Source organism: Vagococcus sp. 211, from assembly GCF_056322705.1.
In genome coordinates this window covers 906,723-929,173 of the sequence record NZ_CM150475.1, presented here as the reverse complement: position 1 = coordinate 929,173, position 22,451 = coordinate 906,723, and the positions used below count along the sequence as shown (strand labels likewise).

The 22,451-nt window shown below is 36.3% G+C and carries 21 protein-coding genes; 6 read left to right on the top strand and 15 right to left on the bottom strand.

Annotation, left to right across the window (positions count from 1 at the left end):
• Window positions 1–3 precede the first annotated feature (3 nt).
• From rimP to rpsB, 10 genes are all read right to left on the bottom strand, one after another.
• Entirely contained in the window at window positions 4–477 is a 474-nt protein-coding gene (rimP, locus tag ACVWM0_RS04605; RefSeq protein ID WP_476473455.1) for a ribosome maturation factor RimP, read from the bottom strand.
• 145 nt (window positions 478–622) lie between these two features.
• Window positions 623–4,954 carry a PolC-type DNA polymerase III gene (locus tag ACVWM0_RS04600; protein ID WP_476473454.1) on the bottom strand — a complete coding sequence of 1,444 codons (4,332 nt, stop codon included), beginning with the start codon at window positions 4,952–4,954 and terminating at the stop codon, window positions 623–625.
• Between the two features lie 79 nt (window positions 4,955–5,033).
• A complete protein-coding gene (locus ACVWM0_RS04595; RefSeq protein ID WP_476473453.1) occupies window positions 5,034–6,722 on the bottom strand; it encodes a proline--tRNA ligase in 1,689 nt (562 codons plus the stop codon).
• A gap of 15 nt (window positions 6,723–6,737) precedes the next feature.
• Window positions 6,738–8,018: an RIP metalloprotease RseP gene (gene rseP / locus ACVWM0_RS04590; protein ID WP_476473452.1), complete on the bottom strand. Its 1,281-nt coding sequence runs from the start codon at window positions 8,016–8,018 to the stop codon at window positions 6,738–6,740.
• A 23-nt stretch (window positions 8,019–8,041) separates the two neighbouring features.
• Complete coding sequence (locus ACVWM0_RS04585; protein ID WP_476473451.1) at window positions 8,042–8,830, bottom strand: phosphatidate cytidylyltransferase; 789 nt, start codon at window positions 8,828–8,830, stop codon at window positions 8,042–8,044.
• A gap of 14 nt (window positions 8,831–8,844) precedes the next feature.
• A complete protein-coding gene (locus tag ACVWM0_RS04580; protein WP_476473450.1) occupies window positions 8,845–9,621 on the bottom strand; it encodes an isoprenyl transferase in 777 nt (258 codons plus the stop codon).
• A 157-nt stretch (window positions 9,622–9,778) separates the two neighbouring features.
• On the bottom strand, window positions 9,779–10,336 hold the full coding sequence (frr, locus tag ACVWM0_RS04575) for a ribosome recycling factor (RefSeq protein ID WP_476473449.1): 558 nt from the start codon (window positions 10,334–10,336) through the stop codon (window positions 9,779–9,781).
• A 2-nt stretch (window positions 10,337–10,338) separates the two neighbouring features.
• A complete protein-coding gene (gene pyrH, locus ACVWM0_RS04570) occupies window positions 10,339–11,061 on the bottom strand; it encodes a UMP kinase (RefSeq protein WP_476473448.1) in 723 nt (240 codons plus the stop codon).
• 120 nt (window positions 11,062–11,181) lie between these two features.
• Window positions 11,182–12,063, bottom strand: a complete 882-nt coding sequence (tsf, locus tag ACVWM0_RS04565) for a translation elongation factor Ts (RefSeq protein WP_476473447.1) — start codon at window positions 12,061–12,063, stop codon at window positions 11,182–11,184.
• 143 nt (window positions 12,064–12,206) lie between these two features.
• Entirely contained in the window at window positions 12,207–12,986 is a 780-nt protein-coding gene (rpsB, locus tag ACVWM0_RS04560; RefSeq protein WP_476473446.1) for a 30S ribosomal protein S2, read from the bottom strand.
• Window positions 12,987–13,276: 290 nt separating this feature from the next.
• Here rpsB and ACVWM0_RS04555 point away from each other — a divergent pair, with 290 nt between their 5' ends.
• Entirely contained in the window at window positions 13,277–13,909 is a 633-nt protein-coding gene (locus tag ACVWM0_RS04555; RefSeq protein WP_476473445.1) for a histidine phosphatase family protein, read from the top strand.
• Between the two features lie 79 nt (window positions 13,910–13,988).
• On the top strand, window positions 13,989–14,561 hold the full coding sequence (locus ACVWM0_RS04550; RefSeq protein ID WP_476473444.1) for a hypothetical protein: 573 nt from the start codon (window positions 13,989–13,991) through the stop codon (window positions 14,559–14,561).
• A 1-nt stretch (window position 14,562) separates the two neighbouring features.
• Here the strand turns inward: ACVWM0_RS04550 and ACVWM0_RS04545 are convergent, their stop codons facing one another.
• The 3 genes from ACVWM0_RS04545 to ACVWM0_RS04535 all read right to left on the bottom strand — a co-directional run bounded on the left by ACVWM0_RS04545 (window position 14,563) and on the right by ACVWM0_RS04535 (window position 18,178).
• The gene (locus ACVWM0_RS04545; protein ID WP_476473443.1) at window positions 14,563–15,912 is read right to left on the bottom strand and encodes a hypothetical protein; all 1,350 of its coding nucleotides are present in this window, start codon (window positions 15,910–15,912) and stop codon (window positions 14,563–14,565) included.
• Between the two features lie 308 nt (window positions 15,913–16,220).
• Window positions 16,221–17,060 (bottom strand): S-formylglutathione hydrolase, encoded by an 840-nt coding sequence (fghA, locus tag ACVWM0_RS04540; RefSeq protein WP_476473442.1) that lies wholly within the window; start codon window positions 17,058–17,060, stop codon window positions 16,221–16,223.
• Entirely contained in the window at window positions 17,060–18,178 is a 1,119-nt protein-coding gene (locus ACVWM0_RS04535; protein WP_476473441.1) for an S-(hydroxymethyl)glutathione dehydrogenase/class III alcohol dehydrogenase, read from the bottom strand. Before ACVWM0_RS04535 ends, fghA begins: the two co-directional genes overlap by 1 nt.
• 203 nt (window positions 18,179–18,381) lie before the next feature.
• Here ACVWM0_RS04535 and ACVWM0_RS04530 point away from each other — a divergent pair, with 203 nt between their 5' ends.
• From ACVWM0_RS04530 to ACVWM0_RS04515, 4 genes are all read left to right on the top strand, one after another.
• On the top strand, window positions 18,382–18,732 hold the full coding sequence (locus ACVWM0_RS04530) for a winged helix-turn-helix transcriptional regulator (protein ID WP_476473440.1): 351 nt from the start codon (window positions 18,382–18,384) through the stop codon (window positions 18,730–18,732).
• Between the two features lie 100 nt (window positions 18,733–18,832).
• The gene (locus tag ACVWM0_RS04525; protein ID WP_476473439.1) at window positions 18,833–19,582 is read left to right on the top strand and encodes a MerR family transcriptional regulator; all 750 of its coding nucleotides are present in this window, start codon (window positions 18,833–18,835) and stop codon (window positions 19,580–19,582) included.
• 64 nt (window positions 19,583–19,646) lie between these two features.
• Entirely contained in the window at window positions 19,647–20,276 is a 630-nt protein-coding gene (locus tag ACVWM0_RS04520) for an MBL fold metallo-hydrolase (protein ID WP_476473438.1), read from the top strand.
• 27 nt (window positions 20,277–20,303) lie between these two features.
• Window positions 20,304–20,858: a cadmium resistance transporter gene (locus tag ACVWM0_RS04515; RefSeq protein WP_476473437.1), complete on the top strand. Its 555-nt coding sequence runs from the start codon at window positions 20,304–20,306 to the stop codon at window positions 20,856–20,858.
• 51 nt (window positions 20,859–20,909) lie between these two features.
• Here the strand turns inward: ACVWM0_RS04515 and fur are convergent, their stop codons facing one another.
• Both fur and ACVWM0_RS04505 read right to left on the bottom strand, forming a co-directional pair.
• Window positions 20,910–21,365, bottom strand: coding sequence for a ferric iron uptake transcriptional regulator (gene fur / locus ACVWM0_RS04510; protein WP_476473436.1), 456 nt, complete (start codon window positions 21,363–21,365; stop codon window positions 20,910–20,912).
• Window positions 21,366–21,475: 110 nt separating this feature from the next.
• Window positions 21,476–22,417 carry a CvfB family protein gene (locus ACVWM0_RS04505; RefSeq protein WP_476473660.1) on the bottom strand — a complete coding sequence of 314 codons (942 nt, stop codon included), beginning with the start codon at window positions 22,415–22,417 and terminating at the stop codon, window positions 21,476–21,478.
• Between the last annotated feature and the right edge of the window lie 34 nt (window positions 22,418–22,451).

Below are 22,451 nucleotides of genomic sequence, written 5' to 3'. Positions count from 1 at the left end.
CAATTAAAATTGAATAGCTAGTCTCGCTTTTGCTATATTTTTTCTTTCAAAAACCATTTCTTTTTCACGTGTCTTAATTTTTACAAGAAGCGTCACAGTGTCTTTATCGTAAGATTTCAAGAAACCTTGAAACTGTTTCTCACCTTCAACTGCTTGATAAAATGACACGTTAATGTATTGATTTATGGCCTTTTCATAATCTTCTTCTTTCTTTAAAGGGCGTTCAGCGCCAGGAGAAGATACTTCTAAAAAATACGCATGTGGAATCGGATCTGGATCAATCGTATCTAATTTTTCACCTAGTTCTTCGCTCACAATCGCACACTCGTTGATATCAATGCCTCCTACTTTATCGACAAAAATTCGTAAAAACCAATTTTTTCCTTCTTTAACGTATTCAACATCAACTAATTCAAAGTCATATTTTTCAACTATAGGGTCAACCATTTCTGTTACGACCTCGACCACACTTGCCAAATTAAATCGCCTCCTTTAAAGTCTTGAGAAATTCATCAAAAAGAGTGAGCGTTTTGCGCTCACTCTCTCTACAGATATCCTACATTAGTCATTCTAACATATTTTATAGCATACTTCAATTAATCTTATCTTCTGCCCCTATCCATTAAAACATATCAAACAAAGATAATTGGTTTTCATCAGGTAAATCATCCAAAACGCCATTCTCTGTCATATACTCAATTAACGTTTTAGAAACTTTCCCTCGATTGGCTAAATCTTCTTTAGATAAGAATTTTGTCTCTTCCCGGGCTTTGACTATTTGCTTGGCCACATTGGCTCCTAAACTTGGAACCGAGCGAAAAGGCGCTATTAATGTATCCCCATCAATCACGAAGTTTTCAGCGTCTGATTTATATAAATCAATCATCCCAAATTTAAAGCCACGTTCCAGCATTTCGTTTGCAATCTCTAATACAGTCAACAAGTTTTTTTCTTTTGTTGAGGCTTCTAGACCCTTGTCCATAATCTCTTTCATTCTTGCTTTAACCGCATCTTTCCCTTGAGACATGGCGACAATATCAAAATCATCGGCACGAACAGAGAAATAAGCTGTATAGTAGAGTATTGGGAAATGCACTTTGAAATAAGCCACACGCAAGGCCATCAATACATATGCTGCCGCATGGGCTTTAGGGAACATGTACTTGATTTTTAAACACGAATCAATGTACCACTCAGGAACATTGTTACCTCGCATCTCTGCTTGCCAATCATCTGGTATCCCTTTTCCTTTACGAACACTTTCCATAATCTTGAATGCCATGCCATCTTCTAATCCTGCATGCATGAGATATACCATGATATCATCACGACAGCCGATAACTTTAGCAAGAGAGGCTTCCCCTTTGCGGATTAATTCTTCCGCATTTCCTAACCAAACATCCGTCCCGTGAGACAATCCTGAAATTTGTAAAAGCTCCGCAAAGGTCGTTGGTTTGGTTTGTTCCAGCATCCCTCGAACGAACCTAGTCCCAAACTCAGGAATGCCTAAGGTTCCTGTTTTAGAGAAAATCTTATCTTCTGTTACACCTAATACTTCCGGACCAGAAAATATTTTCATTACTTCTGGATCATCTGTTGGAATGGTTTTAGGATCTATACCAGATAAATCCTGTAGCATCCTGATTACCGTGGGATCATCATGTCCTAATATATCGAGTTTTAATACATTATCATGAATCGAATGGAAATCAAAATGGGTCGTTTTCCACTCTGCATTTAAATCATCAGCTGGAAATTGAATCGGTGTAAAGTCATACACATCCATATAATCAGGAATAACAATTATTCCCCCCGGATGCTGTCCTGTGGAACGTTTTACTCCTGTAGAACCTTTGGCTAATCGGTCAATTTCCGCTGCTCTAAAATTATAATTATTGTCACGCTCGTAGCCTTTAACAAAACCATAAGCGGTTTTATCAGCAACGGTTCCTATGGTTCCAGCACGGTACACATATTCCTCACCGAATAACACCTTCGTATAGTTATGGGCTTGCGCTTGATATGCTCCAGAGAAGTTCAGATCAATATCTGGAACCTTATCTCCGTGGAAACCTAAGAAAGTCTCAAAAGGAATGTCGTGTCCATCTTTAGACAATCGATGCCCGCACTTAGGACATTCTTTTTCAGGTAAATCAAACCCCGAACCATAACTACCATCTTCAAAGAATTCTGAATACTGACACTCAGGACAACAGTAATGAGGTGGTAAGGGGTTAACTTCTGTAATCCCTGTCATGGTTGCCACAAAACTCGAACCAACAGAACCACGAGATCCAACGAGATAACCATCTTGTAAACTCTTATGTACCAATTTTTGAGAAATCAAATAGATAACAGAGAAACCATTACCATTAATACTCTTCAACTCTTTTTGAATGCGTTTCTCTACAATGTCTGGTAAATCAGGCCCATACAATCGATGCGCCTCGTCATAGCTTAGCTTTGTAATCTCATCTTCTGAACCTTCAATTTTTGGTGTATACAGATCTGTTTTGACCGGTACGACCTCATCACACATATCAGCAATTTTATTCGTATTATCTACTACTACTTTTTTTGCAAGCTCTTTACCTAAAAACTGAAACTCAGTTAACATCTCATCTGTCGTTCTAAAATGAACCTCAGGTAAGGAGTGGCGGTTTAACGGGTTCGCTCCCCCCATCGAGTTAACCAGTATCTTACGATAAATCGCATCTTCTTCATTTAAATAATGAACATTCCCTGTGGCAACAACAGGTTTCCCTAATTCATCACCAATTTTAACCAAGTTTTGGATAATGTCCTCTAAGTCATGAGTGTTTTTAACTAATTCAGCTTCAATTAATGGCGCGTATACCGGTTTTGGCATGATCTCAATATAATCATAAAATTTAGCTCGTTTTTTGGCTTCTTCTTTTCCTTTTTGCATCATTGCCTCGAAAATTTCGCCTTTACTACAAGCAGAACCAATCAACAACCCTTCTCTTAGTTTGGTTAATTGAGAACGAGGGATTCTTGGTACTCTATAATAGTAATCAATATTTGACATAGATATTAATTTAAATAAATTTTTCAATCCTGCCTGGGTTTGGGCTAAAATAGTCACATGGAAAGGACGCGCGCGTTTATAAGCATCTCCTTCACCAATGTGTTGATTTAATTCATCATGGTGAAGGACTTCAAAATCTTCCTGTGCTTTTTTCAGGAAAATCCAACACAAATGGCCTGTCGCTTCAGAATCGTATATCGCTCTATGATGCTGTTCCAAATTAATGTTGTATTTCTTAGCTAAGGTATTTAGACGATGTGACTTCATTTCCGGATGCAATAACCGAGACAGTTCTAATGTATCAATCACCGGATTTGGTGCATCAGGCATATCGTATTTACTATAAGAAGTGTTTAAGAACCCCATATCAAAACTTGCATTATGGGCCACTAAAATATCATCTTCACAAAATTCTTTGAACATACTTAAAACTTCTTTTTCACTCTTAGAACCTCTTACCATATCATCTGTAATCCCAGTCAAATTAATCGTCGTTTCTGATAACGGGTGACCTGGATCAATGAATTGTTCAAACGTATCAACAATGTTTCCTTTGTTCATTTTAACTGCAGACAATTCAATAATCGTATCATAGACCGCAGACAATCCTGTTGTCTCAACGTCAAACACAACATAAGTTGCATCTGATAAATTAACATGCTTTTCATTATAAGCAATAGGAACGCCATCATCTACAACATTAGCTTCCACACCAAATAATACTTTAACACCATGCTTTTGCCCTGCGTGGTAAGCATCTGGAAATGACTGTGCCCCCGCGTGATCTGTGATTGCTACAGCAGGCAATCCCCATTTCCCAGCTTGTGCTACTAATTCTGTCGCACCGCTTGTGGCATCCATCGCACTCATATTAGTATGCATATGAAGTTCTACTCGTTTTTGCCCCTCAGGAGCGGTATCTTTTCTAGGGCTTTTCTTAATCTCTATTAAATCCTGACAATTCATTACCAGATCTCTCATGAAAGTATCTTCTTGAATACTCCCGCGAACTCTTAACCAACTTCCTTCTTGAATGGCTTCAAAGACCGCCACATCTTTGTCATTATTCGAGAATTTTTTAACCGAAAAGGAAGAGGTGTAATCTGTTATTTTTAAGATTAAAATTTTACGTCCGGAACGTAGATCTCTGACTTCTTTTGAAAAAACATACCCCTCAAGAGTCACTCGTCGTTCTTCATCTTCTACTTCAACCATTGACATAATGGGTTCTTCTGGAGGAATAGAACGGCCTAATTGTACAGGGCCTTCTAATTTTGGAACGTCGTCTTTTTGTTTTTGTTTCAATTCTTCATTTTTTTCTATCGCTTCTGCTGCTTGTTTCATTAACATTTCTGTTTGCTCTTGTTGTCGTTCTTCAAAAGCTTGTCTGACTTCCTTTGCTTTACCTTCATCTAACTCTGGATGAATCTTAAATGTAGGAAAACCAAACAATTCAAACTGTTTTGAAATGACTGGTAGATATTGTTGCTCCAAATATTGAATCATTGCTTCGTTTTCTACCGGTAATATCACACGTTGCTCTTTAATAAAAGGAGCCTGCTTTGCTATGGTTTGTCTTACTACTGGCGTGGCACATGTTTCATTAGATAAAGCCTTCGTCCAATAATCTTGTAACAATGGATCTGTCACCTCAGAATGGGTTGTTTTAATGACCATTTCTACGTTGGCAATATCTTTAAATGCTAAAGTTATTTTTTGCCATAATTCTGTGTAGAGAGAAAAAGGTAAAATATCTTTAAAGAGTAAATGAAACTCCCATGTTCTACTTTTTTTATGCACTTTAACGGTTTCAACTTGACCACTTTGTAATAAAGCATCAGTCTGAGAAACTTCTTCCATATCAATTTGTTTCATTAATTGTTTAAATATGTCTTGAGGACTCATGTAAAAGCTCCTTTCCTTCTTCACTATTGTACACGAAAAAGGGCCCTTAGCAAAAGGTTTGCTAGTGACCCTTTAGTGATTATTTATTTAAGATGCTTAGTGTTTCTCTTAAGTCTTCACGTCTGACTTCTAACATTTCATCCGTTTTCTTAATTTTAACTTCTACAATGCCTTCGTCTGCTTTTTTACCTACTGTAATTCTAAATGGTGCACCGACTAAATCAGCATCTTTAAATTTAACACCTGGACGTTCTTTTCGGTCATCTACTAATACATCTAGTCCATGACTTTCCATTTCTTTTTCTAGCTCAGTTACTAATTGCCACTGAACCTCATCTTTAGCGTTAATTGGAATAATATGTACATCAAATGGTGCAATAACACTTGGCCAGTTGATACCATCTTCATCAGCGTTTTGCTCAGCAATTGCAGCCAATAAACGACTGACACCAATACCATAACATCCCATTTGAACAGGGATTTCGCGACCATTCTCATCTAACACTTTCGCTCCCATTGATTCACTGTAGAATGTACCAAGTTTAAAGATATGACCTAGTTCAATTCCTCTAGCGAATTTCAAGAAACCTTGACCATCAGGAGATACTTCCCCTTCTTCCACCATTTTGACATCAACATATGCACTAGATACGAAGTCTTTTTCTGGCGTAACATTTATGATATGGTAATCATTTTCGTTGCCACCAACAACAGCGTTTGTCATATCTTGTACATATAAATCAGATAAAATAGTAATATCTTCTCTCAGTCCAACTGGTCCAATAGAACCAAAGTTAGCTCCGATAAACTCTTCTGCTTCTTCATCTGTTGCTACTTCAAAGAAATCAGATTGTAAATAGTTCTTCACTTTCACTTCATTCACTTCATGATCTCCACGAACTAAGACAAGAACTGCTTTACCATCACTCATAAATAAACGAGATTTAATTGTTTTATCTGCGTCAATTTCTAAAAAGTTAGTTAATTCTTCGATTGTATGAACATCAGGTGTTGATACTTTCTCTGGCTCTAATGGTGTTTCATGTGATTTTTTACCTGTGTAAAGGCTTGTTGCCATCTCTAAGTTAGCTGCATAATCACTCTCGTCAGAATAAACAACCGTATCTTCACCAATTGCTGAAATCCCCATGAATTCTTTAGAGTCATTGCTTCCCATAGCACCACCATCACCGATGATCATTCTAAACTCTAAACCGCATCGTTCAAAAATAGAGACATATGCTTTTTCAAAATCTTTAAAGCCTTCATCTAAACTTTCTTCTGTTGCATGGAAAGAGTAAGCATCTTTCATAATGAATTCACGGCCACGTAATAATCCAAAACGAGGACGTTTTTCATTGCGGTATTTAGATTGTATTTGGTATAAATACATTGGTAATTTTTTGTATGACTTAATATCATTTCTTATTAAATCTGTAAATGTCTCTTCATGCGTTGGCCCTAAAATGAAATCTTCGTTTAATTTCATCAATCCATCCCCATAGGTATGGTAACGGCCACTCTCTTTCCATAATTCTGCTGGAATTACAGCTGGTACTAACATTTCGTTCGCATCAATCGCGTCGAATTCCTCACGCATAATGGCTTCTAATTTATGAATTACTTTATAAGCAAGTGGTAAATACGTATAGTATCCACTTGATACTTGACGGATATATCCACCTCTTAATAACATTTTATGACTGATAACTTCTGCTTCACTAGGAACTTCTCTTAGTGTTGGCATAAATAATTTTGATTGTTTCATTATTTTTCCTCCTTTTTAACGAATAAAGAATCGCTGTATATCATTCCAGGTTACAGCTACCATTAATACTACTAACACGACAACCCCAATCATCGTGATAATGACTTCTTTTTCTTGACTCAATGGTTTTCCTCGTACAGCTTCAAATAAATTCAGGACAATTTTACCACCATCTAATCCTGGCAAAGGAATTAAATTCATAATTCCTAAGTTAACGGATAGCATTGCTGTAAATGATAATATCGCAATGATACCACTATGGGATACTTCTTCTGATAATTTAAAAATCATCACAGGACCACCCAATTTATTCAAACTAAATCCTGTAAATAAATCACCCAGAGCTCTAAATATACCAAGGGAATTTACCACAGTATCTGTTACACCTAATTTTAGCTTATCAACGAATCCAAGAGGCTTAAATTCCGAAGCCATCTGAACACCAATCATCCCTTGCCCAGGATTAGCTTCATTTTTTTCTGGCGTAATCATACTTTCTTCTACTTTCCCATCTTTATGTTCTACTTTGATTGAGATTTCTTTGTTTAAATTGGGCCCAATCTCACCAGACATTTCTTTAAAGCTGGGTGTTTTTTTACCATTCACTTCAATAATTCTATCCCCAGGCTTGATCCCTGCTTTATCAGCGACACTACTTTCAACCACGCCACCAATTACACTATCTGTGTTAGGGACATACGTTCCGCCTCTTAAAAAAGCAACAATGGTAAATAATACCAAAGCTAAAATAAAATTATTTAAAGGTCCTGCAAAGTTAGTCATCAACCGACGACCAAGAGAAGCAGATTGAAATTGCTTATCAATCGGTGCAATTTGTGTTTCAATCCCATCTTCCTCGATAATAGTTGCTTCAGAATCAACGTTGTAGATTTTTTCTAAGCTCTCATCACCATTTTCATACCCTTTTATTACTAACTCCTTTTCTAAATCATAAGAAATTAATTCTACAGGAATACTATTAGGAATTTGTACTTTTTTCGAGGGATTGATCTTAATAACCTGTCCTTTATCATCTAGAACGAGGGACAAGGGTGTACCTGGCGCTAATTCCATTTCCTCATCACCAAGGCCAGCCATTCGGACATAACCACCAATAGGTAATAATCTAATCGTGTAAGTTGTCCCGTTTTTACGATGATAAAATAATTTTGGTCCCATCCCTATTGAAAACTCACGAACTAAAATGCCACCTCGCTTAGCAAAGATAAAGTGACCAAATTCATGCACTAATACAATAAGACCAAAAACAAAAATAAACGTAAGTATTGTTTTCATTTAATGTTCCTCTCTAATTTTGTTTAAAATAAACCAACAAAATGCATAATCGGAAAAACAAATAACATGCTGTCAAATCGATCTAAAATACCACCATGTCCTGGCAATATCTTCCCAGAATCTTTCACACCATAATGTCTCTTATAGGCAGATTCCACCAAATCTCCCATTTGACCAAAAATAGAAAAAATAATGGTTAATAACATCATTAGTCCTACATTATACGGCATAGGGAACACTAGGCAATACACAGCTCCTACAACCACGGCACTTAGGATACCTCCTAAAGAGCCTTCAATAGATTTATTAGGTGAAATATGCGGGGCTAACTTACGTTGACCAAATTTCATCCCTAACATATACGCTCCAATGTCCGTCGCCCAAACAACAAACAAAGCATACATTAAGACATCAATACCAGCCTGTCTAGCAGAGACAAAATTTTGAAAACCATACCCTACATACAAACTGACTAACACAGGAAATGCTGCTCTATCAAAAGTGTAAGTATTTTTAGAAAATACTGGTAACGTCATAATAATCATCACCACTACATAAAACAAGCTCATGTTGTCCATTTGTTCAGGCAAAAAATTAAACCATGATTCTTTAGGTAATACTAAAAAGATTGCAGCTACAATCGCTAGGACTGTTTCAGCACTTTTAATAGGTAAGCCTTTCATTCGAAATAATTCAAACACACCAATACCAGCTAATGCCGCTGCTACTAACTGTAAGGGAATGCCGCCTAGTATAATCATGGGAATAAAAAATAGTAAGGCTACAGCACCCGTTATAACACGTTGTTTCATCCTCCATCTACTCCTTATTTAGTTTTTTTCAAACCACCATATCGACGGTTTCTCGCTTGATAAGAACCAATTGCTTCATTAAAATCAGAAACAGAAAAATCTGGCCAGTAACGCTTAGTAAAAAATAATTCACTGTACGCAATTTGCCAAAGTAAGAAATTACTGATTCTTTCCTCGCCACTTGTACGAATTAATAAGTCAGGATCTCTTAATTCTGCTCCTAAACTATTCGTCATAAGATAGGAAGAAAAAGTATCTTCATCCACTTCTCCTTGTAATTCTCCTTCTTGTGTATCAGCAATAATTTGATTTACCGCAGTTAAGATTTCTGCCCGTCCCCCATAATTCAAGGCAAAATTGAGCACCATTCCTGTGTTATCTTTCGTTTGTTCAATCGCGTCTGCTACAGCCTTTTGTGTATGTTTTGGTAAAAATTCATCATACCCCATAACATTCACTTTAATATTTTCTTTAATGAGATCAGGAACAAAAACATCGAAGAAATCGACTGGTAATTTCATTAAGAAATTAACTTCGTCTTTAGGACGTTTCCAGTTTTCTGTAGAAAAGGCATACAATGTTAGAACTTCGACACCTAAGCGACTTGCGTGGGTCGTAATCGTTTTAACATTATTCATTCCTTCCTTATGACCTGCTATCCTAGGAAGCATTTTTCTTTGGGCCCAACGACCATTCCCATCCATTATTATCGCGACATGCGACGGAATAGGTTTTGAAGAATCAAATAAGATTTCTTCGGTTTCCACTGCTTTATTAAAAAAATTAAACATATAAAGCCTCCTAAAAAAGACTTGAGATTTATAAACTACCTAGTCCATTGTAGCAAAAGCCATCAAAAAAACCTATACAAAAAAATATTTTCTCTTTTTTTTAAGAAAAACATAATACAAATAAGAAAAGTCGTGGAATTTCCACGACTTTTTTTGATTAAACTTCTAAAAGTTCTTCTTCTTTTTCAGCGACAATCGCATCGACATTTTTAGTACTTTCATCTGTTAAACCTTGCACTTCTTTTTCAAGCGTTCTTAATTCGTCTTCAGAAATTTCTTTGTCTTTTTCTAGCTTTTTCAATTCATCAATAGCATCACGACGAATATTACGTACAGCAACTTTAGCGTTCTCGCCAAATTTACCAACTTCTTTTGCTAATTGTTTTCTGCGTTCTTCTGTTAATGATGGAATCACTAAACGGATAACAGAACCGTCACTTGATGGACTGATACCAATATCACTCATCATTAATGCTTTTTCAATTTCTGGAATAATTGTTTTATCAAAAGGTGTTACCATTAAAACACGTGCTTCAGGGATAGTAATTGAAGACATTTGATTTAAGGGTGTTGGTACACCATAATATTCAACAGTGATACGGTCAAGTAAGCTTGCATTAGCACGACCCGCTCTAATTTGACCTAATTCTCTGCGTAAACTCTCTTCTGATTTCGACATTTTATCTTTAGCATCTGTTAAGATCATTTGTTGCATGATTATTTCCCCCTTACAGTTGTTCCGATTTGTTCACCTAAACAAACTCGTTTTATGTTTCCTGATTCATTCATATTAAAGACAACTAACGGAATATCGTTATCCATACTCAAACTACTTGCTGTTGAATCCATTACTGACAAACCTTTAGAAATAACATCTAAATGCGTTAACTCTGTAAACTTAGTAGCAGATGCATCCAATTTAGGATCTGCTGAATAAACACCATCTACATTGTTTTTAGCCATTAAGATTACGTCTGCACCAATTTCTACAGCTCTTAAAGCAGCGGTTGTATCTGTTGTGAAATAAGGATTACCTGTTCCACCAGCAAAAATAACGACACGACCTTTTTCTAAATGTCTTGTTGCACGACGACGGATATAAGGTTCAGCAATCTGTCTCATTTCGATAGATGTTTGAACTCTTGTTGGAACACCTAAATTTTCAAGTGTATCTTGTAATGCTAGCCCATTCATAACCGTTGCTAACATTCCCATGTAATCGGCTTGAGAACGTTCCATGCCCATTTCAGCACCTACGTTACCTCTCCAAATATTACCTCCACCAACAACGATGGCAATTTCTACACCTAATTGATGAATTTCTTGAATTTCTTTTACTAATTGATTTACTACTGGAGGGTTAATTCCAAAGCCTTTATCTCCAGCTAAAGCTTCTCCACTCACTTTTAGTAATACACGACGATATTTAGGTTCAACCATCTTCTTTACCTCCGTTTACTTGTCCATATGCTTATTTTAACATATTTCTGGTCATTTTAGTCTAAAAAAAAGGAGCGCATTATATCATTGCTAATAAATGCGTCCCTAAATTGTTAATTGTTAGCTCATTTGGCTCTTAACTTCGTCAGCAAAGTTTTCTTGGCGTTTTTCCATGCCTTCTCCAACTTCAAAACGTACGAAGCTGCTTACTTTTCCACCTTTAGAAGCAACAAATTTTTCAACAGTCATATCTGGATCTTTAACAAATGGTTGGTCAACTAAACAAATTTCAGCTAAGAATTTGCTCATACGTCCAGCTACCATTTTTTCAACGATATTTTCTGGTTTACCTTCATTTAAAGCTTGCTCAGTAAGAACTTTTTTCTCATGATCTAATTCATCTTGTGATACTTGGTCTTTTGTTACGTAACGAGGGTTGATAGCTGCAACGTGCATAGCAACGTCTTTAGCAGCTTGCTCATCAGTTGTTCCATCTAATGTTGTAAGAACAGCGATACGTCCACCCATGTGTAAGTATCCGCCAAATACAGCGTTGTCTTCTTTTTCAGCAATTTCGAAACGACGGAAGCTAATTTTTTCACCAATTACTGTTGTTGCTTCAATAATTGTTTCTTCAAGTGTTTTACCACTTTCTGTCGTTAAAGCCAAAGCTTCTTCCATAGTTGCTGGTTTGTTTTCAGCTACTAATTTAGCAGTATCTTTAACTAAGTTTTGGAATAACTCGTTTTTAGCAACGAAGTCAGTTTCAGAGTTGATTTCTACGATAGCTGCAGTGTTACCACTTACGTATACGTTTGCTAATCCTTCAGCAGCGATACGGTCGTTTTTCTTACCAGCTTTAGCCATACCTTTTTCTCTTAATAAATCAATTGCTTTTTCCATGTCGCCATCAACTTCAACTAAAGCACGTTTAGCATCCATCATTCCAACACCTGTTAATTCACGTAATTCTTTTACCATAGAAGCACTAATTTTAGTCATTTAAAAATTCCTCCCATATTTCGGTTTGTTTTTTTCTAAAGAAATAGCTATCTTAAGCCAACAAAGTCGGTGGCTACTTTGTTCACCTTTGACCCTGCAGCCTAAGACAGCCCATTATATACTTATTCGTTAATTTCTAATAATTAAGCGTTTTTTCCTTCAACAACTTCAACGATTTCTTCGATTGAAGGTGTTTCTTCAGTTGCTTGCTCTGCAAATGTTTCTTCAGCGATTTCATCTTCACCTTGACGGCCTTCGATAAATGCATCAGCCATTTTAGAAGAGATTAATTTAACGGCGCGGATTGCGTCATCGTTTGATGGAATAACAACATCGATCTCATCTGGATCACAGTTAGTATCAACCATAGCAACGATTGGAATATTTAATTTATGAGCCTCTTGAACAGCAATACGTTCTTTACGAGGGTCAACGATGAACATTACATCTGGAATTCTTGGCATATCAGCGATACCGCCTAAGAATTTTTCTAAACGTTCGCGTTCTTTCATTAAGCCTGAAACTTCTTTTTTAGGAAGTACTTCGAATGTACCGTTTTCTTCCATAACGTTGATTTGTTTTAAGCGAGCGATACGTTTTTGGATAGTATCCCAGTTAGTTAAAGTTCCACCTAACCAACGGTGGTTTACATAGTATTGACCAGAGCGGATAGCTTCATCTTTAATAGCTTCTTGAGCTTGTTTTTTAGTACCTACGAATAATGCAACTCCGCCTTCTTCAGCAACGTTTTTCATGTAATCGTAAGCTACGTCTACTAATTTAACTGTTTTTTGTAAATCAATAATGTAGATGCCGTTTCTTTCTGTGAAGATATATTTCTTCATTTTTGGGTTCCAGCGACGTGTTTGGTGACCAAAGTGTACACCGGCTTCTAATAATTGTTTCATTGAGATTACTGCCATGTTTTGTTTCCTCCTGTTTTAACCTCTCTGATGCTTTCAAGCTCTCTTATGGACTGTAAAGAATACAGCAACTCATAAAAAATATGCAACAGATGTGATTTAGTTTATTTGTACCAAAGGTTAAACCTTTAGCCTCAAACATTATATAATACCTTAGAAATAATTGCAACTTCTTTTCACTTACTTTTTATTCATCTAAGAATATTGTCCTTTTTTAACGTGAAACTTTTACAAAAAGAGGTAGATTTTATATACTGTCATTATCTTATCTATAAAGGAGATATTCAATTATGACAACTTTTTATTGTGTCCGTCACGGCAAAACTGAATACAACAAACAACACGTCTTTCAAGGTGGGTTAGCAGATTCCCCTTTATTACCTGAAGGGCAACAAACAGCAGCATTAGCTGGTGCCTTTTTACAAAGCATCTCTTTTGACAAAGTCTTCGTTAGTCCACAAAAACGAGCACAGGATACTGCAAAGTTACTATTAAAAGCACACGGTTCGTCAACCCCAATAGAAACCATTGACGACCTTAGAGAAATGGAATTTGGTGATTGGGACGGGCATCCTGAATCAGATTATTATGACTATCCTGAATTTCAAAACTTAGTTCATGCCCCTCACCTCTATGATCCTAGCGCGTTTGGTGGGGAAACCTTCAAGGCATTAATCACTAGAACGTTATCTGTTTTTGATGCATTAGCAACAACATATCCAGATGATACAATTCTGATTGTTTCTCATGGATTAACACTACAAACCATTCTTAAAACATTAAACGGTTCATCAGTGGCGGAGATACGCAGTGGCAAATTATTAGATAACACAAGTATCACTACATTAGTTTCTACTTTGAATGACTCATCAGAACCTTGTTATTCTATTACAGATTGGAATAACACTAACCACATAAAATAAGCCCCGTTAATAAGGATGCATTTAACGAGATAATATGATAATATATCTAAGTTGTTTACTTTAACAAGGAGTGTTTCTGTTGTCTAAAAAATTTAAATTTATGGTTGATATGGTAGATAAATTTGATTGGCATTATTACCTTATCGGGTTTATCATGCTTTTTTCCGGGTTATCTTTACTATATAATTACCAAGCATCCGTCAAAGATTTCATTATATTAGTCGGACTTGTCGCGATTCTAAAAGGGTTTTTAAATTTCAATATTTTTTATCAAACCCACGAAACAATACCTGTACCCGCTCTTAAAAATGTGTTTTTCTATACGGCTATTTTTGGTATTATTCATGGATTAATCATTGTCTTCAGCGGCTTTTCTTCTGATATTTGGATGCATTACCTTATCGGCATTTGGTGTTTAATCGATGTGATACCTCATTTGTTATGCCAACTAGCCCATCCAATAAAAAATGAAAAACTAGGTCTTAGTTTGATCTTTTTATACGGCATCTCTATCCTAGCTGCTATTTTGTTGTTTATACCTACGTCTATTATGCCTCTAAGCGCAAGCATTTTATTAGGTATCTACTTCATAGCTACGAGCATTAACCTAGCTGTGATGCCATTAAAAAACAAAAAAGAACCTTTCTTGTAGTCTAAGAGAGGTTCTTTTTATATTCTTTTTTCAGATAAAACAAACTAATTGAAAAGAAAAGTAACAAGCCTATTTTAGCAATAAATAAATCAGGAGATTTGTTTTCTTGAATAATATGATAACTGTAATCATAAAACAAGCGACCAATAGATAATTTAGGATCAACTAAACTAACTAGTCCTAGCAATCCCATCATCATGACTTGTTGTAAAATACTCCCAATATTATTCAATCGATACTTACTTATTAGCCGAATATCCCTTGGTAAATCAGAATGGTTATAGACATACCGGTTAAGCAACTGATTGAACTGAGAAGACCCCACACTTAACAAGAACACTCCTACATAAAAACTCCGATCGTTTAGGAGCAATATAAAGCTTATGAACAGCAAGGAATAACTCAACCTTTCAGGAGTTAATCGCGGATAATATTTTTTTACCCTATTTTGAATTATAGGTGCTAGAATCAACGCTACCAAGTAACTGAAGTAAACAATATATAAGGCGATACGCCCATGAATTAAGGTCTGATGAAAAGTACAAAACACTAAAATAAAATTCGTTAACATTCCTTTAAAGATAATTAACTTTGTTGGCAAGAGAGAAACATATCGGGTTGGTTTGACTCGCCATATAAAGAGTCCATACGCCAGTAAGGATAAAATAAGGAATGTAAAAAAACTAGGCAACAATAAGGCACTCCCTACTTTCTTTCCACCTTTTAAAATTAAAATAGTTAAAAAACCAATGAAAAAGATAGCCCACGTATCTGGTACGGAATAACTCGGATAGTCTTCATTGCCTTCCCAGACATAATCAGGATAAAAAGAGACAATAATCGCTAATATCACCAAGTGAGGAACTAAGTACAAAAATCCTGTCGTTAAAGAGTGATTAATAGCCTTGAACAAACCAAAAAACAACAGTGTGGCATACCCTAAAGATAAGACAGATTCCTTTTTTGGCTGAGTTTGACCAAAATAGCTTTCATGACATTTAATGGTCAAATAACTAGGAAACAAGGTACCTGAACAAACACCTAATAACACACCAGATAACGAAGCTAAAAGTAAAGACCTCTCACTAAAACTACCTATTATGACACCGATAATACCTAAATAAATAGATCCCGCCAACAAGCGCCGTGTGGAAACATGAGTGAATCGAAATAAAAATAAAATCATCGTTTTAAAACCATAATATAATAATAACGGAATAATCCACCAAACTCTGTCTCTACTTTCTGTAAACAAATGAGTAAATAAAAGAATCGGGAATAAATTCATAGCATTCGTTAACACATCTGGAACAAACGATAAATAGGACGCAGATTGTTTCAAACGTTCCATGCTACTCCTCCTTTTAAACAACATGCTGTGCTTCTACTTAAGAATACCTCTTATCACAAGGTCTAGTCAACGTCTGATAGGCCAATTTGTTTCATATTAATTAGACGGTTATATTTTTTTAACCCATTAACTTAACTACTCAAAAAGAATAACAAGCATTAACACACTAACAATTAGTAGCGAGTACCTATCACACGGCGTTCAATAACTATCAAGACATTCCGACACAACATAACGTTTATCTTGTAAATCAAAGCAAATAAAAAGTCACTGGCAATACGCCTAGTGACTTCCTACTTTCCTTCTTATTAGTTCAAGCTATTTTTATGGAACAGGATATGTTTTTCAATGAATGTGGCAATCGTAAAATAGCTATGATCGTATCCTTCTTCTTTGTCAAATACTACCTGACCCTTTGTTTCTTTGGCCGCTGCTAAGAAAGCCTCTTCTTTCAATTGAACCTCATAGAAGTTATCCTCCGTCCCTTGTGTAATCAAGATAGGTGGATGAGTTACTGAGGTGGTTTTCATTATTTCTGTCGCATCCCACTGTTTCCAAGTCGATTGATTATCCCCTAAATAAGCCGTGAACGCTTTTTGTCCCCAAGGAACATTGATAGGGTTTGTAATAGGAGCAAACGCAGAGATAGCTGAAAATCGGTCTGGGTTTTTTAGGCCTAGAATTAACGCACCATGCCCTCCCATAGAGTGTCCCATCACACTCTCTTTACCAGAAAAGTATGGTATTAGGCTATGAACAATTCCTGGTAGTTCTTCCGTTAAATAATCGTACATTCTATAATGCTTCGTCCATGGTTCTTGGGTGGCATTCAAATAAAACCCTGCTCCCTGCCCCAAATCCCAAGCCTCACTATCTGCTGCTTCCCCTCTTGGAGAAGTATCAGGCATGACAAAAGCTAACTGTTGCTCTGTAGCGTATTTCTGAAACGCCCCTTTTTGGCTAAAATTATCATCTGTACACGTTAGACCAGCTAGCCACCATACTAGAGATACTGGTATCTCTTCTGTTTCTGTTTTTGGTAGAAACAGACTGAAGACCATATCACACTGAAGCACTTGTGAATAGTGACGGTATTTCATTTGTTTTCCACCAAATGACTGATGTGTTTCAATAAGTTCGACTGTCATTAGTTATCACCATACGTTAAAATAGTACGAATCGACTCTCCACGGTGCAATAAATCAAAAGACTCATTGATTTGATCAAAATCTAGATGATGGGTAATAAATGAATCTAAATCAATATTCCCCTTCATATAATCCTCAACCATACCTGGTAACTGAGTACGTCCTTTTACACCACCAAAGGCTGATCCGCGCCATACACGTCCTGTTACTAATTGGAAAGGACGAGTGTGAATTTCTTTTCCTGCACCAGCTACACCGATAATAATACTTTCTCCCCAACCCTTGTGGCATGCTTCTAGAGCTGATCGCATGACTTCAACATTTCCGATACATTCAAAACTGTAATCAACACCACCATCTGTCATTTCCACTAAGACTTCTTGGATTGGGCGGTCATAATCTTTCGGGTTAACAAAATCAGTTGCTCCCATTTTTTTAGCTAGTTCCCATTTCTCTGGGTTAGTATCAATCGCAATAATTTGTTTCGCGTTGGCTTTTTTCAACCCTTGAATAACAGCAAGTCCAATCGCTCCTAAACCAAAGACCGCTGTAATCGAACCTTCTTCTACTTTGGCTGTGTTTTCTACAGCTCCTAAACCAGTTGTCACACCGCATCCGAATAGAGCGACTTTATCTAAGGGTGCTTCTTCATCAATCTTAACTAAGTTGATTTCATTCACAACCGTGTATTCACTGAATGTACTTGTTCCCATATAATGATAGATCGGCTCTCCTTTATAAGAAAAACGCGTCGTTCCATCAGGCATGACACCTTTTCCTTGTGTCTCACGTACAGCAGAACATAAATTAGTTTTGCCTGATAGACAGAATTTACATTCGCCACATTCTGCTGTATACAAAGGAATAACATGGTCCCCTACGGCAACAGACGTCACATCTTCTCCTACTTTAACAACCACTCCTGCACCTTCGTGACCTAAGACTGCTGGAAATACGCCTTCTGGATCCTCACCTGATAAGGTAAAAGCATCTGTATGACAAACAGAAGTATAGAGAATTTTTACCATGACTTCCTTTGCTTTTGGATCTGCTACATCGATTTCTACGATTTCTAACGGTTTTCCTGGTTCAAATGCTACAGCTGCTTTACTTTTCATTTGTTTTCCTTCTTTCTTCCTAATAGACATTATAAAGAGTCATTAGATCTTTGTTGGGATACATCTTATCCTCGTTTCTGATTTCATTATATACTCCCTACCTATCTTTTCAATACTGACAATTTCGTCACTATTGATATTTCTTTACCCTTGACCTGTTTCGTTCTATAATATGAGAAAGAAAAAGAATGAGAGGAGAAGCTATGTATCATTATAATGACAAGGATTTTAAAAGCACCAAAGACCTAGCAATGTACATCATCGGCGGAAAACACAAAGTCGCTCTTGTCTGGTGCTTTTTACAACAACCGGTCCTACGACTAAGTGAAATCGAGAAAATGCTTCCTGACATCAATCAGCGAATGCTTATTAGACAACTCAGAGAACTAGAACGAGATCAGCTCATTACACGATATGTCCATCCTATCGTCCCTCCAAAAGTAGAATACGAATTAACAGATATCGGTAAAAGTCTATCTGGAATTGTTCAAGGAATTTGTGATTGGGGAGATAGTTTTTGGGACACCGTTGCCTCACAACAAGATAAAAATTAAATCTCATTAGACAAAAAGAACGCATCTACATGGGTTCTTTTTGTTTACCTTGACTGTGACCTTACGTCATAGTATAAACTAAGTCATAGAGGTGAAAAATATGACATATAGTATACAAGAAGTGGCTAATCTAACCGGTATTACTCCTCGTACTCTAAGGTATTACCATGGGATTGGGCTGCTAATCCCAAAAGCAATCGGGGCTAATAATTACAGAATCTATGACACTGAAAATTTAGACACACTGCAACATATTCTTTTTTTAAAAGAATTAGGGTTTCCATTAAAAGAGATTCAATCTATCATTCATGACACAACCCTATCGAAGGAAGAGTTGTACCTCACACACTACCAACTACTACTTAAAAAACAGGAACAACTGAATGGGATTGTGAACTTAATGGAACACACATTAAAAGAGTTAAAAGGAGAGACATTTATGACACCTGAAGAAAAATTCCATGCCTTCAAAAAGGACAAATTAGCTGAAAATCAACGAATGTACGGAGAAGAATTAATTGGAAGATACGATGAAGTCACTTTAAATAAATCTGAACAAGCGTACTTGTCTTTAACTCAGAAAGAAATGAATGAGTTAGAAAACTTAGAAGCCACGATGATCCAATCACTCTTACTACGCCCTGATATTCCCTCTGACACAGCTTCTCTTATTTATACATGCCATAAACAATGGCTAACTGCTCATTGGGGGCACTATGACAAAGCTATGCATAACGGGCTTAGCCACATGTATTTATCCGATCAACGGTTTGCAGACTATTACGACTCAAAAGCAAAAGAACCTATCACACCTCTGTTAGTACAGATTATTCAACATTACACTTGCTAAACTAATGCGTTGTCTTTCTACCTAATTTTAGCTATAATTATCCTTGAATATAGGAGGTTATATTATGATACAAGTTAAACAGATTATTACCGGTCAGATTGAAGAAAACTGTTACCTTATTTATAACGATACATCTTTACTTATTGTAGACCCAGGAAATGATGCTGAAAAAATCATCTCTTTGGTAAAAGAAACAGGAACAACGCCTGAAGCCATTTTAATTACCCATGCCCATTATGACCACATTGGTGCATTGGAACAGGTTAGAAATGAATTCAACTTGCCAGTATATATTAGTCCGATTGAAAAAGAATGGCTAGTGGATCCTCGCCTTAACTTCTCAGGATTAATGCACCATAGCGACATGGGCGACATTGTTTGTGCGCCAGCTGAATTTGAATTTGAAAATTACAAGACATACACGATTGGTGGCATGACTTTTAAAGTTGTCCCTACACCTGGACACTCCCCTGGAAGCGTAAGCTTTGTTTTTGATGACTTTGTTGTCACAGGAGATGCTTTATTTAGCGGTAGTATCGGTCGAACTGACTTACCATTTGGGGATGGACCAACATTAATCAAAAGTATTCAAGAAGAGTTATTTACCTTGCCCGAAGAATTCGCTGCCTATCCTGGCCACAGAGAACCAACAACGATAGGAAAAGAAAAAAGAACGAATCCCTTTTTTAACTAGCTCATATAAAAGATAAAGGTGGTATCTATGACTCTTTTTTTAATGACTGTCCTCGCTTTTATCACTACTAATTTGGACGATTTATTCCTTTTAACGGCATTATTTACGTTATTGGAAAGAAACAAATACTACAAAATAGTTATAGGACAATACTTAGGCTTGCTTACTTTGCTTGGCCTAAGTATTTTTTCTATCTTAAGTTTCTCTCATTCTGTTTATATCCCTCTCCATTTGCTCGGATTTATTCCATTAATCATTGGCGGCTATTCTCTCGTATTACAATTAAAATCTCAAAAGGTAGCATACACACCTCCAGTATTACCTACAACAATCATAGGTATCAGCTTATTGACTATTAGCAATGGTGGAGATAATTTCAGTATTTATCTTTCTATTTTCAGTGGCTATCCAATGTCTCAATTAATAAGTGTGCTAGGACTATTTATTATTTTTATTGGCATGTGGTGTTTAATCGGTTATTATTTGAGCACAGTACCTTATATAACATCTATTATCCAAAAACACTCTTCTTTATTAATCCCCATCATCCTATGTTGTATTGGTCTATCTATTATTTTTTAAAGTAAATAAAAAAGCACGATACAGATTATGCTCTGTACCGTGCTTTTGTTCTTATTTCTTTAGTTTTTGACATTTTTGACACACGCCATGGAAAGTCAGTCGATGATCTTTTACAAGGAAAAAATAATCTGTTTCAATTAATTTCTCTACCTCACCTAATAAGTCATCTTCCACCTCTTCAATATCACCACACTCTAAACAGAGTAAATGATGATGAAAGTGCTTAGCGCCTTCTTTCCTCAAGTCATACCTGGCTAAACCATCATTAAAACTAATTTTATCAAGTATTTTTAAATCAGTTAACATCTCGAGGGTTCTATAGACTGTCGCCAACCCAATCTCTGGTGTTTTAAGCTTCACTAACATATAGATTTCTTCTGCTGACAAATGATCTTTTTCATTTTCTAATAACACTAACAAAATAGATTCTCTTTGTGGGGTTAATTTATAACGAGCCTCATGGAGTTGTTTTTTTATACGATTTAAAGAAGTAATATGATTGGACATAAGATCTACTAACTCCTTCTTTATAATTATTATAATTAAATAAAAATAGTAAGTTTTTATATTATATTAATTATAATTTAGTTTCATCTTAAAAGCAATCCTATTCTCAATTACTCCTCGTCGTTTTTTTCAACAGTGTCAGCTATCAGTTCCTCGTCTAAAACAGCCGCTTCTTCTTCTTTTTCTTCCACTAATTCCTTAATCAAGAACGTTCCACCATCTCTTTGCTCGATGTAGCCTTCTTTCATTAAAGAGCCCAATGCACGTTTAAATTGTCCTTTACTGATTGCAAAGGTTCTCTTAATGTCTTCAGGTGATGATTTATCACCAAAAGGCATCATTTTATCAGCTGAACGGCTTAACATAGTTAAAATCATTTGTGCATCTGACGAGATTACCTCATGTGCTCTTGGTTTTAACGATAAGTTCAACATGCCATCTGGCCTAACGCCAATAACACGACCATTAACTACTTCACCAAGTCTTGGTTCAACAAAACGTTCTGATGGGTGAACAAATCCGATGTAGTTGTCCTCTGTAATTAAGAACGTTCCAACTAATTTCAAACGGTAAACCGTACCAATCACATCTTTATTATGCATTAATTCTTTCGTTCCAGCCTTAGACATTGCTAAAAACTCAACATCTTCCGCTAACGTTGCCCACAGACGATCTTTTTCATCGGTCATTAATTTAACGTACAAACGGTCTCCCTTTCGAGGCCATAATTCTTTCATTGCTGGTAATTCATCTAGAGAAACTACGATTTCTTTATCAGGCAAACCAATATCAACAAAAGCACCCAAATCTTTACGTGTTGCAATCACTTCCGCATAGCCATAGGTTTCTTTACTAATGGTAGGAATATGGGTCGTGAAGGCATATTTACCCTTTTGGTTCTCATAAGCAAACCCTTCAACCATATCACCTAATTTGTGCTCCCCCTCTTCTTTGTTCAAGTGGAAAGTCGTTCCTTCTTTTTGCACAAAATAATATTTATCATTTTCATCCATAATCAACCCGCTCCAAGTTGACCCTAGTAAATTATTTATCATATCCGTCATCCTTTCAAATTCAATTTAGTAT

Bases quoted from the DNA above. Each gene is read 5' to 3' on its own strand.
- ACVWM0_RS04600 (WP_476473454.1), bottom strand. From the start codon at position 4,954: ATGAGTCCTCAAGACATATTTAAACAATTAATGAAACAAATTGATATG.
- ACVWM0_RS04595 (WP_476473453.1), bottom strand. From the start codon at position 6,722: ATGAAACAATCAAAATTATTTATGCCAACACTAAGAGAAGTTCCTAGT.
- rseP (WP_476473452.1), bottom strand. From the start codon at position 8,018: ATGAAAACAATACTTACGTTTATTTTTGTTTTTGGTCTTATTGTATTA.
- ACVWM0_RS04585 (WP_476473451.1), bottom strand. From the start codon at position 8,830: ATGAAACAACGTGTTATAACGGGTGCTGTAGCCTTACTATTTTTTATT.
- ACVWM0_RS04580 (WP_476473450.1), bottom strand. From the start codon at position 9,621: ATGTTTAATTTTTTTAATAAAGCAGTGGAAACCGAAGAAATCTTATTT.
- frr (WP_476473449.1), bottom strand. From the start codon at position 10,336: ATGCAACAAATGATCTTAACAGATGCTAAAGATAAAATGTCGAAATCA.
- pyrH (WP_476473448.1), bottom strand. From the start codon at position 11,061: ATGGTTGAACCTAAATATCGTCGTGTATTACTAAAAGTGAGTGGAGAA.
- tsf (WP_476473447.1), bottom strand. From the start codon at position 12,063: ATGACTAAAATTAGTGCTTCTATGGTAAAAGAATTACGTGAATTAACA.
- rpsB (WP_476473446.1), bottom strand. From the start codon at position 12,986: ATGGCAGTAATCTCAATGAAACAATTATTAGAAGCCGGTGTACACTTT.
- ACVWM0_RS04555 (WP_476473445.1), top strand. From the start codon at position 13,277: ATGACAACTTTTTATTGTGTCCGTCACGGCAAAACTGAATACAACAAA.
- ACVWM0_RS04545 (WP_476473443.1), bottom strand. From the start codon at position 15,912: ATGGAACGTTTGAAACAATCTGCGTCCTATTTATCGTTTGTTCCAGAT.
- fghA (WP_476473442.1), bottom strand. From the start codon at position 17,060: ATGACAGTCGAACTTATTGAAACACATCAGTCATTTGGTGGAAAACAA.
- ACVWM0_RS04535 (WP_476473441.1), bottom strand. From the start codon at position 18,178: ATGAAAAGTAAAGCAGCTGTAGCATTTGAACCAGGAAAACCGTTAGAA.
- ACVWM0_RS04530 (WP_476473440.1), top strand. From the start codon at position 18,382: ATGTATCATTATAATGACAAGGATTTTAAAAGCACCAAAGACCTAGCA.
- ACVWM0_RS04525 (WP_476473439.1), top strand. From the start codon at position 18,833: ATGACATATAGTATACAAGAAGTGGCTAATCTAACCGGTATTACTCCT.
- ACVWM0_RS04520 (WP_476473438.1), top strand. From the start codon at position 19,647: ATGATACAAGTTAAACAGATTATTACCGGTCAGATTGAAGAAAACTGT.
- ACVWM0_RS04515 (WP_476473437.1), top strand. From the start codon at position 20,304: ATGACTCTTTTTTTAATGACTGTCCTCGCTTTTATCACTACTAATTTG.
- fur (WP_476473436.1), bottom strand. From the start codon at position 21,365: ATGTCCAATCATATTACTTCTTTAAATCGTATAAAAAAACAACTCCAT.